Source organism: uncultured Pseudacidovorax sp. (assembly GCF_913773995.1).
Taxonomy (GTDB): domain Bacteria; phylum Pseudomonadota; class Gammaproteobacteria; order Burkholderiales; family Burkholderiaceae_C; genus Xenophilus.
The window spans coordinates 19847-32051 of record NZ_CAJYES010000208.1; the positions used below are offsets into that span (position 1 = coordinate 19847).

General features: G+C 70.4%; 10 protein-coding genes and 1 pseudogene. 6 read left to right on the forward strand and 5 right to left on the reverse strand.

The features are described 5' to 3' along the window. The first annotated feature begins 7 nt into the window (after positions 1 to 7). From QZ772_RS19580 to yccS, 4 genes are all read left to right on the forward strand, one after another. The gene (locus QZ772_RS19580; RefSeq protein ID WP_295529693.1) at positions 8 to 859 is read left to right on the forward strand and encodes a tetratricopeptide repeat protein; all 852 of its coding nucleotides are present in this window, start codon (positions 8 to 10) and stop codon (positions 857 to 859) included. 146 nt (positions 860 to 1005) lie between these two features. Further along, entirely contained in the window at positions 1006 to 1695 is a 690-nt protein-coding gene (locus QZ772_RS19585; protein WP_295529695.1) for a response regulator transcription factor, read from the forward strand. Between the two features lie 32 nt (positions 1696 to 1727). Then, entirely contained in the window at positions 1728 to 3131 is a 1404-nt protein-coding gene (locus QZ772_RS19590; protein WP_295529697.1) for a sensor histidine kinase, read from the forward strand. A 118-nt stretch (positions 3132 to 3249) separates the two neighbouring features. Beyond that, positions 3250 to 5526: a YccS family putative transporter gene (gene yccS, locus QZ772_RS19595; RefSeq protein ID WP_295529699.1), complete on the forward strand. Its 2277-nt coding sequence runs from the start codon at positions 3250 to 3252 to the stop codon at positions 5524 to 5526. On the opposite strand, the gene QZ772_RS19600 is transcribed toward yccS, so the two are convergent. The 5 genes and pseudogenes from QZ772_RS19600 to purM form a co-directional block, all read right to left on the reverse strand. Beyond that, complete coding sequence (locus tag QZ772_RS19600; RefSeq protein WP_295529702.1) at positions 5484 to 6512, reverse strand: helix-turn-helix domain-containing protein; 1029 nt, start codon at positions 6510 to 6512, stop codon at positions 5484 to 5486. The two genes, yccS and QZ772_RS19600, sit on opposite strands and share 43 nt — an antisense overlap. A 42-nt stretch (positions 6513 to 6554) precedes the next feature. Further along, on the reverse strand, positions 6555 to 6908 hold the full coding sequence (locus QZ772_RS19605; RefSeq protein ID WP_295529704.1) for an antibiotic biosynthesis monooxygenase: 354 nt from the start codon (positions 6906 to 6908) through the stop codon (positions 6555 to 6557). Positions 6909 to 6925: 17 nt separating this feature from the next. Next, the gene (locus tag QZ772_RS19610; protein ID WP_295529706.1) at positions 6926 to 7498 is read right to left on the reverse strand and encodes an isochorismatase family protein; all 573 of its coding nucleotides are present in this window, start codon (positions 7496 to 7498) and stop codon (positions 6926 to 6928) included. A gap of 127 nt (positions 7499 to 7625) precedes the next feature. Then, a complete protein-coding gene (locus QZ772_RS19615) occupies positions 7626 to 8675 on the reverse strand; it encodes an AI-2E family transporter (RefSeq protein WP_295529708.1) in 1050 nt (349 codons plus the stop codon). 25 nt (positions 8676 to 8700) lie between these two features. Further along, a pseudogene (purM, locus tag QZ772_RS19620) lies at positions 8701 to 9768 on the reverse strand (phosphoribosylformylglycinamidine cyclo-ligase). Positions 9769 to 9928: 160 nt separating this feature from the next. On the opposite strand from purM, the gene hda reads away from it, so the two are divergent. Together hda and pcnB are read left to right on the forward strand one after the other, a co-directional pair. After that, positions 9929 to 10612 (forward strand): DnaA regulatory inactivator Hda, encoded by a 684-nt coding sequence (gene hda, locus QZ772_RS19625; protein ID WP_295529710.1) that lies wholly within the window; start codon positions 9929 to 9931, stop codon positions 10610 to 10612. Between the two features lie 46 nt (positions 10613 to 10658). Beyond that, positions 10659 to 12205: polynucleotide adenylyltransferase PcnB (gene pcnB, locus QZ772_RS19630; RefSeq protein WP_295529712.1), on the forward strand; the 1547-nt coding region annotated here is incomplete at its 3' end.

Here is a 12205-nt window from a genome sequence, read left to right on the forward strand (position 1 = left end):
AAGGCCCATGTCTCTTCGATACGACACGCCGACGCCGCTGGCCTATTTCGAATCGCTGGTGCAGAGTGACGAGCATTTCCCGCTGCTCGAGGCCGCCGCCAGCCTCGCGCAGGACGAGTATCCCGAGCTCGACGTCCAGCAGGTGCTGGGCGACATGGACCAGCTGCTGGCGCGCCTCAAGCGCCGTCTTCCGGCCGACGCCGCTCCGCTCGCGCGGCTGCGGGCGCTGAACCAGTTCTTCTTCCACGACCTGAGCTTCGGCGGCAATGTCAACGACTACTACGACCCCGACAACAGCTTCCTGCATGTGGTGCTGCGCACCCGGCGCGGCATCCCGATCTCGCTGGCGGTGTTGTGGATCGAGCTGGCCCAGGGCCTGAATCTGCATGCGCGCGGCATTAGCTTTCCTGGGCATTTCATGCTGAAGGTGTCGCTGCCCAAGGGCCAGGTCGTGATCGACCCCTTCACCGGCCGTTCGCTGTCGCGGGAGGAACTGGCCGAACGGCTGGAGCCGTACAAGCGCAGCAACGGCCTGGTGGGCGAATTCGACGTGCCGCTGGGCCTGTATCTGCAACCCGCGCCCGCGCGGGAGATCATCGCCCGCATGCTGCGCAACCTGAAGGAGATCCACAGCGCGCAGGAGGACTGGGCCCGCCTCATCGCCGTTCTGGACCGGCTGATCGTGCTGCTGCCCCAGGCCTGGGGCGAGTACCGCGACCGCGGCCTGGCCCGCGCCGAGCAGGGCCACACCGCGCAGGCGGTGGATGACCTCGACACCTACCTCGCACATGCCGAGGATGCCCTCGACGTCGACGCCATCACGGAGCGCGCCGCCGAACTCAGGCGCGCCCTGTCCTGAACAACGGCCACCAATGGCCGCTCAGGGCGCTGCAGGCCCCCAGCTGGCGCAATCAGGCCAAGACGACGAGATTCGCGCCAGCGCGCTGACGGCCTGCTGACCACCCTCTGGTCAGCTTCCCTTCGGGTGGGGTAGCCTTCGCCCCCATGCGAATCCTGTTGGTGGAAGACGATGCGACCCTGCGCGACGTGATGTTGCGCAGCCTGACCGATGCCGGGCACCGGGTCGATGTGGCGGCGAGCATGGAGGAGGCCGATTACCTCTGGCGTGTGCAACCCTTCGATGCCGTGCTGCTGGACCTGAACCTGCCGGCCGGCCCTGGGCCGGGCAGTCCGCTCGGCAGCGGCCTGACCGTGCTGCGCCAGGCGCGCAGCCGCGGCGACCGCACCCCCGTGCTGGTGCTCACCGCCCGCAACCGCACCGACGAGCGCATTGCCGGCCTGGACGCCGGCGCCGACGACTACCTCGGCAAACCCTTCGAACTGCCTGAAGTCGACGCCCGTCTGCGCGCCCTGGTTCGCCGTGCCCAGGGCACGGACGACGTCGCGCTGGTCGGCCAGCTCAAGCTCGACCGCCGGGCCCGCCGCTTCTTCATCGGCAGTGCGCCGCTGGACCTGCCGGCGCGCGAATTCGAAGTGCTGTGGGAGCTCATGAGCCCGCCCGGCCATGCCGTCAGCAAGCGTGTGCTCTCGAACAAGCTGTCCAGCTTCGACGACGCGCTGGGCGATAACGCGCTGGAGGCGTTCATCTCGCGTCTGCGCAAGAAGTTGCTGGGCAGCGGTGCCGGCATCCGGACGCTGCGCGGCATCGGCTACCTGCTGGAAGGCGACGTTTGAGCGCCCGGCCGCCCACGGCCACTGGAACCGCGGTGGCCGGGCATCGCCCGCGCCCGTCGCTGCGCGCGCGGGTGCTGCGGCAGGTGATGCTGCCGCTGGCCCTCACCTGGCTGGCCGGTACGGTGGTGGTGCTGATCATCTCCAACTACTTCGTGCGCCAGGCCTTCGACCGCGCACTGGTGGACGATGCCTACGCCATCGCCGCCAACATCCAGCCACTGGGCCGGCCCGACGCACAACTGCAGCTCACGGCGCGCGAGATGACCACGCTGCTGTTCGATCAGCGCGAGACGGTGTACTTCGCCGTCCGTCGGCCTGATGGCAGCCTGCTCTCCGGCGAGCCGATGCTGCAGACGCCCTTCCTGGCCGAGGGCGCGACATGGCATCTGGCCGACGTGCGTTTCGCCGGCAAGCAACTGCGCGCCGTGGTCCTGCGCCATCCGGCGGGTGCCGGCGAGTTCACCGTCGTCGTGGCCCAGACCACGGGCTCGCGCACGGCGCTGCTGCGGCGGCTGGCGCTCTACGCGACGCTGCCCCAGATCCTGCTGCTGGGCGTGCTGGCCTGGTGGCTGTGGCGCGGCATTGCGCGCGAGCTGGCCCCGCTGGGCGCGCTCCAGCAGGACCTGGGTCGGCGCGACGCCAGCGACCTGTCGCCGGTGATCGTCGGTGGCGACACACGCGAGGTCGCACAACTGGGCGACGCCCTCAACGACCTGTTCGTCCGCCTGGACGGCAGCGTGCGCGCGCAGCGCGAGTTCGCCGGCAACGTGGCGCACGAGCTGCGCACGCCGCTGGCTGGCATCCGCGCCCTGGCCCATTACGGCCTGGGCCATTCCGACCCGGGTGTCGCGCGCGAACAGTTGCAGCGCATCGCCGACAGCGAGGCGCGCGCTAGCCATCTGGTCGACCAGTTGCTCGCGCTGGCGCTGGCCGCCGAATCCGATGCCGTGCTGCAGCGCGAGCCCGTGGTGCTGGACGAGCTGGCGCATGAGGCCGTGCTGCGCCACCTGACCCGCGCCGACGCCCGCGGCGTCGACCTCGGCGCGCGTGGCCTCGACGAGGCGCAGGAGAGTGGCGGCTTCACCATCAACGGCAGCGTGGCGCTGGTCGAAGGCATCCTCGACAACCTGATCGACAACGCCCTGCGCTACGGCGGCAAGACGGTGACCATCGAGCTGTCGAAGGAGGAGGTCGATGGCGTGCTGGTGCCCGTGCTCTCCGTGGCCGACGACGGCCCCGGGATCCCCGAGGTGCAGCGGCAGGCCCTGATGCACCGCTGGGCCCAGGGCACCGACGGACGCAAGCTGGGCGAAGGGTCGGGGCTGGGACTGTCCATCGTCGCCCGCTATGCGAAGTTGCTGGGTGCGCAGATGCGCCTGGCCGCCACGGTGAGTTCGGGCGGGCTGCGGGCGAGCATCCTGTTCACGACCCGCTGAGCCGGTCGGCCATCACCGCCTTTCGGTGCGCTGGGCCACCGCCTGCATCGACGGGCGCACTGCTTCAACAGACCCGCGGCATGCATCCTGCGTGACCCGGACGACTTTCCGCTCTTCCATGGACTCCCTGATCTCGATAAACGGCCTGCGCGACCAATGGCGCATGCTCTTCCAGCGCGCACAGCCCCTGCGCGTGCTGCTGGCGCTGGCCACCCTGATGGCCGGCGCGCGGCTGGCTGGCCACCAGGACGCGGTGATTCCGCTCTTCCTCGGCACCATCGCCAGCGCGCTGGCCGAAACCGACGACAGCTGGCGCGGCCGGCTGCGCGCGCTTCTGGTGACGCTGGCCTGCTTCGCGGCAGTCGGCGCCGGGGTTCAGGCCCTGTTCGGCCTGTCGTGGGTGTTCATCGGTGTGTTCTGCCTGGCGGCCTTCGCCATCACCATGCTGGGCGCCATCGGCGCGCGCTACAAGGCCATTGCCTACGGCACGTTGATCCTGGCGATGTACGCCACCATCAGTATGGAGCACGCCGTGGCGGCGCACGGCCCCGGCCACCACTGGCGCGAGCCGCTGCTGCTGGTGGCCGGCGCCGCCTGGTACGGCGCGATCTCGGTGCTGTGGTGTGCGCTGTTCCCCTCGCTGCCGGTTCAGGCCATGCTGGTGCGGGTCTATGGTGCGCTGGGCGAATACGTGCGCTACAAAGCCTCCCTCTTCGAGCCCTTGCGCGGCGTGGACGTGCAGCGCAAGCGGCTGGCGCTGGCCGGGCTCAATGCGAAGGTCGTTGCGGCCCTCAACGATGCCAAGGAGGCCATCTTCTCGCGCCTCGGCCCGCGGGCGCCCACGGGCCGGCTCGCGCGCTACCGCGGCCTCTACCTGATCGCCCAGGACGTGCACGAGCGCGCCAGCTCGTCCCACGAGGACTACAACGCGCTGGCCGATGCCTTCTTCCACAGCGACCTGCTCTATCGCTGCCAGCGCGTGCTCTGGCTGCAGGGGGAGGCCTGCAGCCTGCTGGCCCACTCGGTGGAACGGCGCGAGCCCTTCGTGATGGACGGCCAGAGCGTGCAGGCCCTGGCCGAGTTGCGCAGCGCCATCGCACACGCGCATGCGACGGCTGGCGACGAGGCGCGGCAACGGCTGCCGGCCATCGAGGCGCTGGCGCGCAACCTGGCGCTGCTCGACGGCCAACTGGCCGGTGCCAGCCATACCGCGCATCCCTCCGCCCGGCTCGGCCGCACCGACATGAGCCTGTTCGACCGCTCGGCCCGCGACTGGCGCGACGCGCTGGCGCGCGTGCGCCGGCAGCTCACGCCGCGCTCGCCGCTGTTCCGCCATGCGGTGCGCCTGGCGGTGGCGCTGGCTGCCGGCTATGGTGTCATGCACGTGGTGCAGCTGCAGGAGGGCTACTGGATCATGTTGACCACGCTCTTCGTCTGCCAGCCCGGCTATGGCGAGACCATCGCGCGCATGGGCCAGCGCGTCGTCGGCACGGCCCTGGGCGTGGTGGCGGGTTGGGCGCTGATCGACCTCTTTCCGCAGCCGCTGCTGCAGTCGGTCTTCGCCGTGGTGGCGGGCGTGGTCTTCTTTGCCAACCGCAGCACGCGCTATCTGCTGGCCACGGCGGCCATGACGCTGCTGGTGCTGATGTGCTTCAACCAGATCACCGACAGCGCGCGGCTGATCGAGCCACGATTGATCGACACCGCCATCGGCAGCGTGATCGCCGGCCTGGCCGTGCTGCTGGTGCTGCCGCACTGGCAGGCCCGGCGCATCCACGAGATCGCCGCCCACGCCATGCGTCAGCATGCGACCTACCTGCGCCAGATCGCCAGCCAGTACGCCAGCGGTGCGCGCGACGATCTCGCCTACCGCCTCGCGCGGCGCAACGCGCACAACGGCGACGCGGCGCTGTCCACGGCCGTGACGGAGATGTTCCGCGAGCCGGGCTTTGCCCGCCGCCGTGCGGGTGTCGCCGTGCGCTTCGTGATCCAGTCGCACACGCTGCTGAGCTACCTGTCGGCGCTGGGCGCCCACCGCGCCGCCGTGCCTGATGGGCCGGAGATGGCCGTGCTGCGCGAGGCCGCCCAGCAGGCTGCCGCGGCGTTGGAGCAATTGGCGGCGGCCGTCGAGGCTGGCCAGGCGGACGCCACCCCGCCATACCCGGCACGCGAAGCGCTGGCCGCTGGCGCCGAGGCGGACGCCGGCCGCACGGCACCCCAGGCGGGCGAGGCCGACGAGGTGACGGCCCGCCTGCGGCTGATGCGCACCGAGCTGCTGCTCGTGTGGGTGCAGATCGACGTGCTGCGCGCCCATGCCGCGGACTGGCTGGCGGCGTCCGATACCGCGCCCGATCAGGCCGAAGGGCGCGCCGGCGTGCCCGGCAACCCGAACTGATGCCAGGCCCGGCGCAACTGCGTGTCGGTGCCGAAGCCGCAGGTCTCGGCCGCCTCGGTCACGCTGGCGCCTGCGCCGATGGCCTGCCGCGCCGCCTCCAGCCTCAGACGTCGTAGGTAGGTCAGCGGTGCCACGCCGGCATGCTGCACGAACAGGCGCGTCAGGTGCCGCGGTGAGGTGTGGGCCAGGGCGGCCATGCCGGGAACCGTCCAGTCGGCCTGGGGCGCCTCGCTCACCGCGTCCTGCACGCGGTGGACGGCGGCATGCAGATGATGGCGGTGGGCCAGGAAGGGCGACAGCTCCGGATCCTGCGGACCGCGCCGCAGCGGCATCACCATCGTCTGCGCCACCTGGGCCGCCAGCGCTTCGCCGCACAGGGTGCCGATGCGGTGCAGCATGAGGTCGATGCCGGTGGTCACGCCGGCGCTGCTGAAGACCGGCGCATCGAGCACGAAGACGCGGTTGGCCACCACCTCGCAGGCCGGCTCGCTGGCCTTCAGCTCATCGAGGTGATGGTGGTGCGTGGTGGCGCGCCGGCCCGCCAGCAGGCCCGCGTGGCCCGCGAGCAGGGCGCCACCGCAGATGGTCAGCAGCTCCAACTGGCCGGCTTGCAGACGCTGGCCGCGCAGCCAGTGCAGCAACTGGCGCGCCTCGGGTGTGTCGACGTCGATGTGCCGGCCGGGCAGGCCCACCAGCACGAGCCAGGTCGGGCGCGTGTCCCAGGATTCGGGCAGCGGCATCAGGCCGGCCAGTTGCACGCCGACGGAGCTGCGCAGCACGGGCTGGGCAGCGGCGAACTCCACGTCGAAGCGCAACGGCCGGCTACCGGTCGCGAGCAGGCGGTTGGCGATGCGCAGTGCCTCGGCCGGTCCGGCCCAATCGAGCGCCAGGCTGTCGGGCAACAGGGCAAAGACAACGCGGATGGCGGCGGGTGCGTCCTGTGGCGGGCCCGCCGGAGCCGCGCCGGCCTGGGCGGCGGCGCGCATGCGCCTCGGCGCGCATGCGCCTCGGCGCGAACGCACGGACGCTCATGGCCGGCCACTGCCATAGGCCCGCTCGACGCGGGCCACGCGAAGTTCGAAGGCCGCATACCAGCGGCTGCGGCCCTGCTCGCGTGCGGCGGCGTGCTCGCCATGTCGGCGCCAAGCAGCGATCGCCTCCTCGCTGGCCCAGTACGAAACCGTGATGCCGAAGCCATCGGCGCCGCGTGCGCTTTCCACGCCCAGGAAGCCGGGCTGCGCCGCCGCCAGCGCGACCATGCGGTCGGCGGCCTCGGCGTAGCCGTCGTCGTCGTGCCCAGCATTTCGCTGGGAGGAAAAGATGACGGCGTAGCAGGGACCGGCGGGCAGGTGCGCAAAGGGACTGGCGTTCGGGGTCGTCATGGAGCGCTCTGCTGGCCTCAGGCCGCTTCGAGTGCGGGCAGGCGTGCGAGGGCCTGCGCCGCGCTGCACACCTGCGCGAACCGGCCCTGCAGCACGGTGGCGGTCCGGGCCTTGATCTGCGCGGCCGTCAGAGGCTGGCCATCGGGCTGGACCATGTCGAAGGTGAGTGTGGCGTCCAGCGCATAGTCCACCTGCCAGCCGAGATCGCTGGCGTGGCGTGTCGTCGTTTCGCAGCATTGCTCGGTGCGGATGCCGCTGACGATCAGCCGGCTGATACCGTGCTGCGTGAGCCAGACGTCGAGGCCGGTGCCGACCAGCGCGCTGTGCCGATGCTTGATGAAGGTGGCGTCGGCGTCGAAAGCGGCCAGGCCGTCGAATGGGCGGACGTGGCCGCTCTCCTCGGCGAAGGGATTGGCAGGATCGTGCGGGCCGTCGACGTGATAGATGCGCACGATGGGCACGCCGGCCTTGCGGCAGCCTTCGATCAGCGCGTTCTGTGCAGCCAGCCAGGCGGGAACGTCGTCAGGGCGGAAGAAGGGGCGGTGGCGGAAGGATTCCTGGGCGTCGATCACGAGCAGGCAGGCGGTCATGGGATGGCTCCGTATCAAGGCGTTGAGACAGCCTGAATTGTTCAGATGGCCGCCTGGTGCGTCCGCACCGCCTGCGCCGAGCTTCGGTCGAAATCGGACATCGAGGACGCCGCCCCCGGCGCCGACGTCACACCAGCCGAGCCGCCTCCAGCTCCTTCTTGAGGTAGGCGTAGAACAACGGCGCCGCCACCAGCCCTGCCGGCCCGAAGACGGTTTCGGCCACGAACATGACCGACAGCAGCTCCCACACGGCCATGTGTGTCCGCTTGCCGACCACCTTGGCGTTGATGACGTACTCGGCCTTATGGATCAGGATCAGGAAGACCAGACAGGCCGCCGCCGTGAGCGGCGACACCGACAGCCCCACCAGGGTCAGCACCACGTTGCACAGCAGGTTGCCCACGATGGGCACCAGTCCGGCCACGAAGGTGAAGGTGATCAGCACCGGTGTATAGGGCAGCCGCGTCCCAGACAGCGGCAGTACCAGCAGCAGGAAGGTGGCCGTGAGCGCCGTGTTGAAGCTGGCGATCCAGAACTGTGCCGCCACGATCTGCTTGAAGGCCTGGCCGAAGGTGGTGATGCGCTGGTGGAGTTCGGCGGCCAGGGGGCGCCGGTGGGACGGCGGCAGCGCGACGGCGGCCAGGCCGCCGACGATCAGGCCCACGTAGCCGTGGAGCACCGCGTTGAGCCAGGCCCGTCCGGCCAGCGCGAGCGTGCCGGCCTCGTTGCGCAGGTAATTGGCCACCATGCGCTGGACGTCGTCCGCGGCCGCCGGCAGGGAAGCGGCCAGTTCGGGCGGCAGCTTCTGGCGCAGTTCCAGGATGGTGCGGGCGATGTAGTCGAGCAGGCCGCGGTACTGCTGCGGCGCTTCGACCACGTATTCGCGCGCCTGCGACACGCCCAGTGCCAGCAATGCCAGCGGCCCCACGACCACCAGCAGGATCGCCACGGCCTTGATGATCGATTCGACGCGAGCCGCCGTGCGCGGCGCCAGCCGACGGTGCGCGAGCCGCACGGCCAGCCTCACGAACCAGCGCGTGAACAGGAAACCCACGCAGGCGCACAGCAGGCCCACCAGCAGATGGCTGAGCAGGATGCCCAGCAGGCCCAGCCCCATCAGCAGGTAGCTGGCGATGACCACCGAGCGGCGCGCGCCGGTGGCGACAGATGGCGGCATCGTCACGGCGTGGCCGGGCGGATCCTCAGGCCACGACTACCGCGGCGCCGTTGCCGCGCTCTGCGATGGTGCCGATCTCGTGCACCGTCTCGCCCTGCGCACGCAGCGTGGCAGCGCAGGCCTCGGCGTCGGCCGCGGCGACCACCACCACCATGCCGATGCCGTTGTTGAAGGTACGGTTCATCTCGATGTCGTCGATGCCGGCCACCTTCTGCAGCCAGGCGAACAGTTCGGTCTGCGGCCAGCTGCCCTTGGTGAGGTGGGCGGCGGTGCCTTCCGGCAGCACGCGCGGAATGTTCTCCAGCAGGCCGCCGCCGGTGATGTGGGCCAGGGCCTTGATGCCGCCGTCGCCCGCCTCGCCGCCGTGCGGATGCGCGGCCAGCGCCGCCAGCACCGGCTTGACGTACAGACGGGTGGGCGCCATCACGGCCTCGCGGAAGGGCTGGCCATCGAGCGTGGACGGCAGGTCGGCGCCCGCGCGCTCGATCACCTTGCGCACCAGCGAGAAGCCGTTGGAATGCACACCATGCGAGGCCAGGCCCAGCACCACGTCGCCGGGCTTCACGTTCTGGCCGGTGAGGATCTTCGACTTCTCGACCGCGCCGACGGCAAAGCCGGCCAGGTCGTATTCGCCGGCGGGGTACATGCCGGGCATCTCGGCCGTCTCGCCGCCGATCAGCGCGCAGCCCGACAGTTCGCAGCCGCGGGCGATGCCGCCGACCACGCGGGCCGCGGTGTCCACGTCCAGCTTGCCGCAGGCGAAGTAGTCGAGGAAGAACAGCGGCTAGGCGCCCTGCACCAGCACGTCGTTGACGCTCATGGCCACCAGGTCGATGCCCACGGTGTCGTGCATCTGCCATTCGAAGGCCAGCTTGAGCTTGGTGCCGACGCCGTCGGTGCCGGAGACCAGCACCGGCTCTTTGTAGCGCTTCGGTACCTCGAACAGGGCGCCGAAGCCGCCGATGCCGGCCAGCACGCCTTCTCGCATGGTCTTCTTCGCGAGCGGCTTGATGCGGTCGACCAGCGCGTCCCCCGCGTCGATGTCGACGCCGGCGTCCTTGTAGCTGAGGGGGGTGGAGGAGGGCGAGGTCATGGTGGCGAGCGGCGCAGACAGAAAGACAAAAAGAAGGCGGCCCGGGCGTCTTCGACAGGCGCGGAGGCGGGCCGCATAGAATTTCGGGCGATTTTAAGGGTCGGCTCCGGCCCGCCTCCCGCATTCCCGCATCCCCTCCGCCGCCATCCATCTCCCTCGCATGAAGCAGCTCGCGCTCGACATCGGCCTGCAGACAGCGCCGACGCTGGCGAGCTTCCACGTCGGGCCCAATGAGGAAGCGGTGGCGCATCTGCGGGCGTGGGTGGGCACCGGCCGCGGCACGCTGCACTCGCCGGTGCCGATCTACCTGTGGGGCGAATCGGGCACCGGCAAGACGCACCTGCTGGAGTCGGTTGCCGCGGCCCTGTACGACCAGGGCGCCCGGCTGGGCTGGATGCATCCGGGCCTTTACGACCCGCCACCCTTCGACGAACAGTGGGACGCCGTGCTGATGGACGACGTGCACCTGTACGACACCGTGCAGCAGCAGGCGGCCTTCAGCTGGTTCGTGCAGGCGCAGTCGCTGCAATGCGGCGTGGTGGCGGCGGGCGAACTGCCGCCGGCCGACCTCAAGCTGCGCGAGGACCTTCGCACGCGCCTGGCCTGGGGCCATGTGTTCCAACTGCAGTTGCTGAGCGAGGCCGAGCGGCGTGCCGTGCTGCACGAGCTGGCTTCGGCACGTGGCCTCAAGCTGCCGCCGGAGGTGGTCGACTACATGCTGCACCGCTTCAGCCGCGACTTGGGCAGCCTCGTCGAGCTGCTCAAGAAGCTCGACGGCTATGCCCTGCAGACGCAGCGTGCCATCACCATCCCGCTGGTGCGGCACATGCTCGAAAACGAATGAAGACACTCCGGGCCGCCCTGCGGGGGCGACCCGACACACGGATTCCATGATCAAGCAATTCATCGACAAGATCCTGGCCAAGACGGGCTCGGCCCGCGGCGGCCGCTCGCGCTTCGGCAAGCGCCAGGAAGTGGATGCCAGCGTGCACCGCATCGACCCCGCCCTGGTGGACGAGCGGGCCAAGAACGTGGTGGCCACCTTGCAGCAGGCCGGTTTCGAGGCCTACATCGTGGGCGGCGCGGTGCGCGACCTGCTGCTGGGCCTCAAGCCCAAGGACTTCGACGTCGCCACCAATGCCACGCCGGAAGAGGTGAAGGGCCTGTTCCGGCGCGCCTTCATCATCGGCCGGCGCTTCCGTATCGTGCACGTGGTGTACGGCCGGGGTCGGGAGCACGAGGTGATCGAGGTCTCGACCTTCCGCGCCTACATGGAAGCCGGTGCCGCCGAGCAGGTGGCCGGCAACGAGCGCACCAGCAGGAGCGAACTCTCGGCCATGAAGCATGCCGTGGACGCCAGCGGACGCGTGCTGCGCGACAACGTCTGGGGTCCGCAGGACGAGGACGCCGCGCGGCGCGACTTCACCGTCAACGCGATGTACTACGACCCGGCGCGGCAGATCGTGGTGGACTACCACCACGGCATCCGCGACGCGCAGAAGCTGGTTCTGCGCATGATCGGCGACCCGGCCACCCGCTACCGCGAGGATCCGGTGCGCATCGTGCGCGCCATCCGTTTCTCCGCCAAGCTGGCGGCGCTGGGCTTCAAGATGGACGCCAAGACCGCGGCGCCGCTGGTCGAATCCGCGAAGCTGTTGGCCGACGTGCCGCAAAGCCGCATGTTCGACGAGATGCTCAAGCTGCTGCAGACGGGCCATGCGCTGGCCAGCATCGCGCAGTTGCGGACGCTGGGCCTGGCGCGCGGCATCTATCCGCTGCTGGACGTGGTGGTGGAGCGCGCCGACCTGCCCTTCGTGAAGGCCGCGCTGGCCGACACCGACCGCCGCGTGGGCGAGGGCAAGCCGGTGGCGGCCAGCTTCCTGCTGGCCTGCGTGCTGTGGAGCGACGTGCGCGAAGGCTGGCAGGCCCGACTCAAGGAACGTCCGGGCCAGCGTGCGCAGCCGCCGATTCCCGCGCTGCAGGACGCCATCGACGACGTCTTCAACACGCGCATCGGCGACGTGTCGGGCCGCGGCAAGCTGGCGGCCGACATGCGCGAGATCTGGATGATGCAGCCGCGCTTCGACAAGCGCGTCGGCAGCACGCCCTACGGCCTGGTCGAACAGGCACGCTTTCGCGCCGGCTTCGATTTCATGCGCCTGCGCGCCGACATCGGCGAGGTGGACGAAGCCATCGCCGAGTGGTGGCAGGAATTCAGCACCGCGGACGACATCCGCCGCGAGGACCTGATCGAGCAGGTGCGTGCCGAGCAGCGCAAGGCGCAGTCGGGCAGCCGCGCGCCCCGCGTGCACACGCGCAGTCCTCGCGCTTCAGTGCCCGCGCCGACAGGCGACGGAGAGCAGGTCGGGGCCGTCATGGACGGGCAGGCGCCCGACGGCGAAGACGCCCTGGTGCCGACCGATGGCGAGACGGGCGC

Bases quoted from the DNA above. Each gene is read 5' to 3' on its own strand.
- QZ772_RS19580 (WP_295529693.1), top strand. From the start codon at position 8: ATGTCTCTTCGATACGACACGCCGACGCCGCTGGCCTATTTCGAATCG.
- QZ772_RS19600 (WP_295529702.1), bottom strand. From the start codon at position 6,512: ATGCGCGCCGCCGCCCAGGCCGGCGCGGCTCCGGCGGGCCCGCCACAG.
- QZ772_RS19605 (WP_295529704.1), bottom strand. From the start codon at position 6,908: ATGACGACCCCGAACGCCAGTCCCTTTGCGCACCTGCCCGCCGGTCCC.
- QZ772_RS19585 (WP_295529695.1), top strand. From the start codon at position 1,006: ATGCGAATCCTGTTGGTGGAAGACGATGCGACCCTGCGCGACGTGATG.
- yccS (WP_295529699.1), top strand. From the start codon at position 3,250: ATGGACTCCCTGATCTCGATAAACGGCCTGCGCGACCAATGGCGCATG.
- QZ772_RS19615 (WP_295529708.1), bottom strand. From the start codon at position 8,675: ATGCCGCCATCTGTCGCCACCGGCGCGCGCCGCTCGGTGGTCATCGCC.
- QZ772_RS19610 (WP_295529706.1), bottom strand. From the start codon at position 7,498: ATGACCGCCTGCCTGCTCGTGATCGACGCCCAGGAATCCTTCCGCCAC.
- hda (WP_295529710.1), top strand. From the start codon at position 9,929: ATGAAGCAGCTCGCGCTCGACATCGGCCTGCAGACAGCGCCGACGCTG.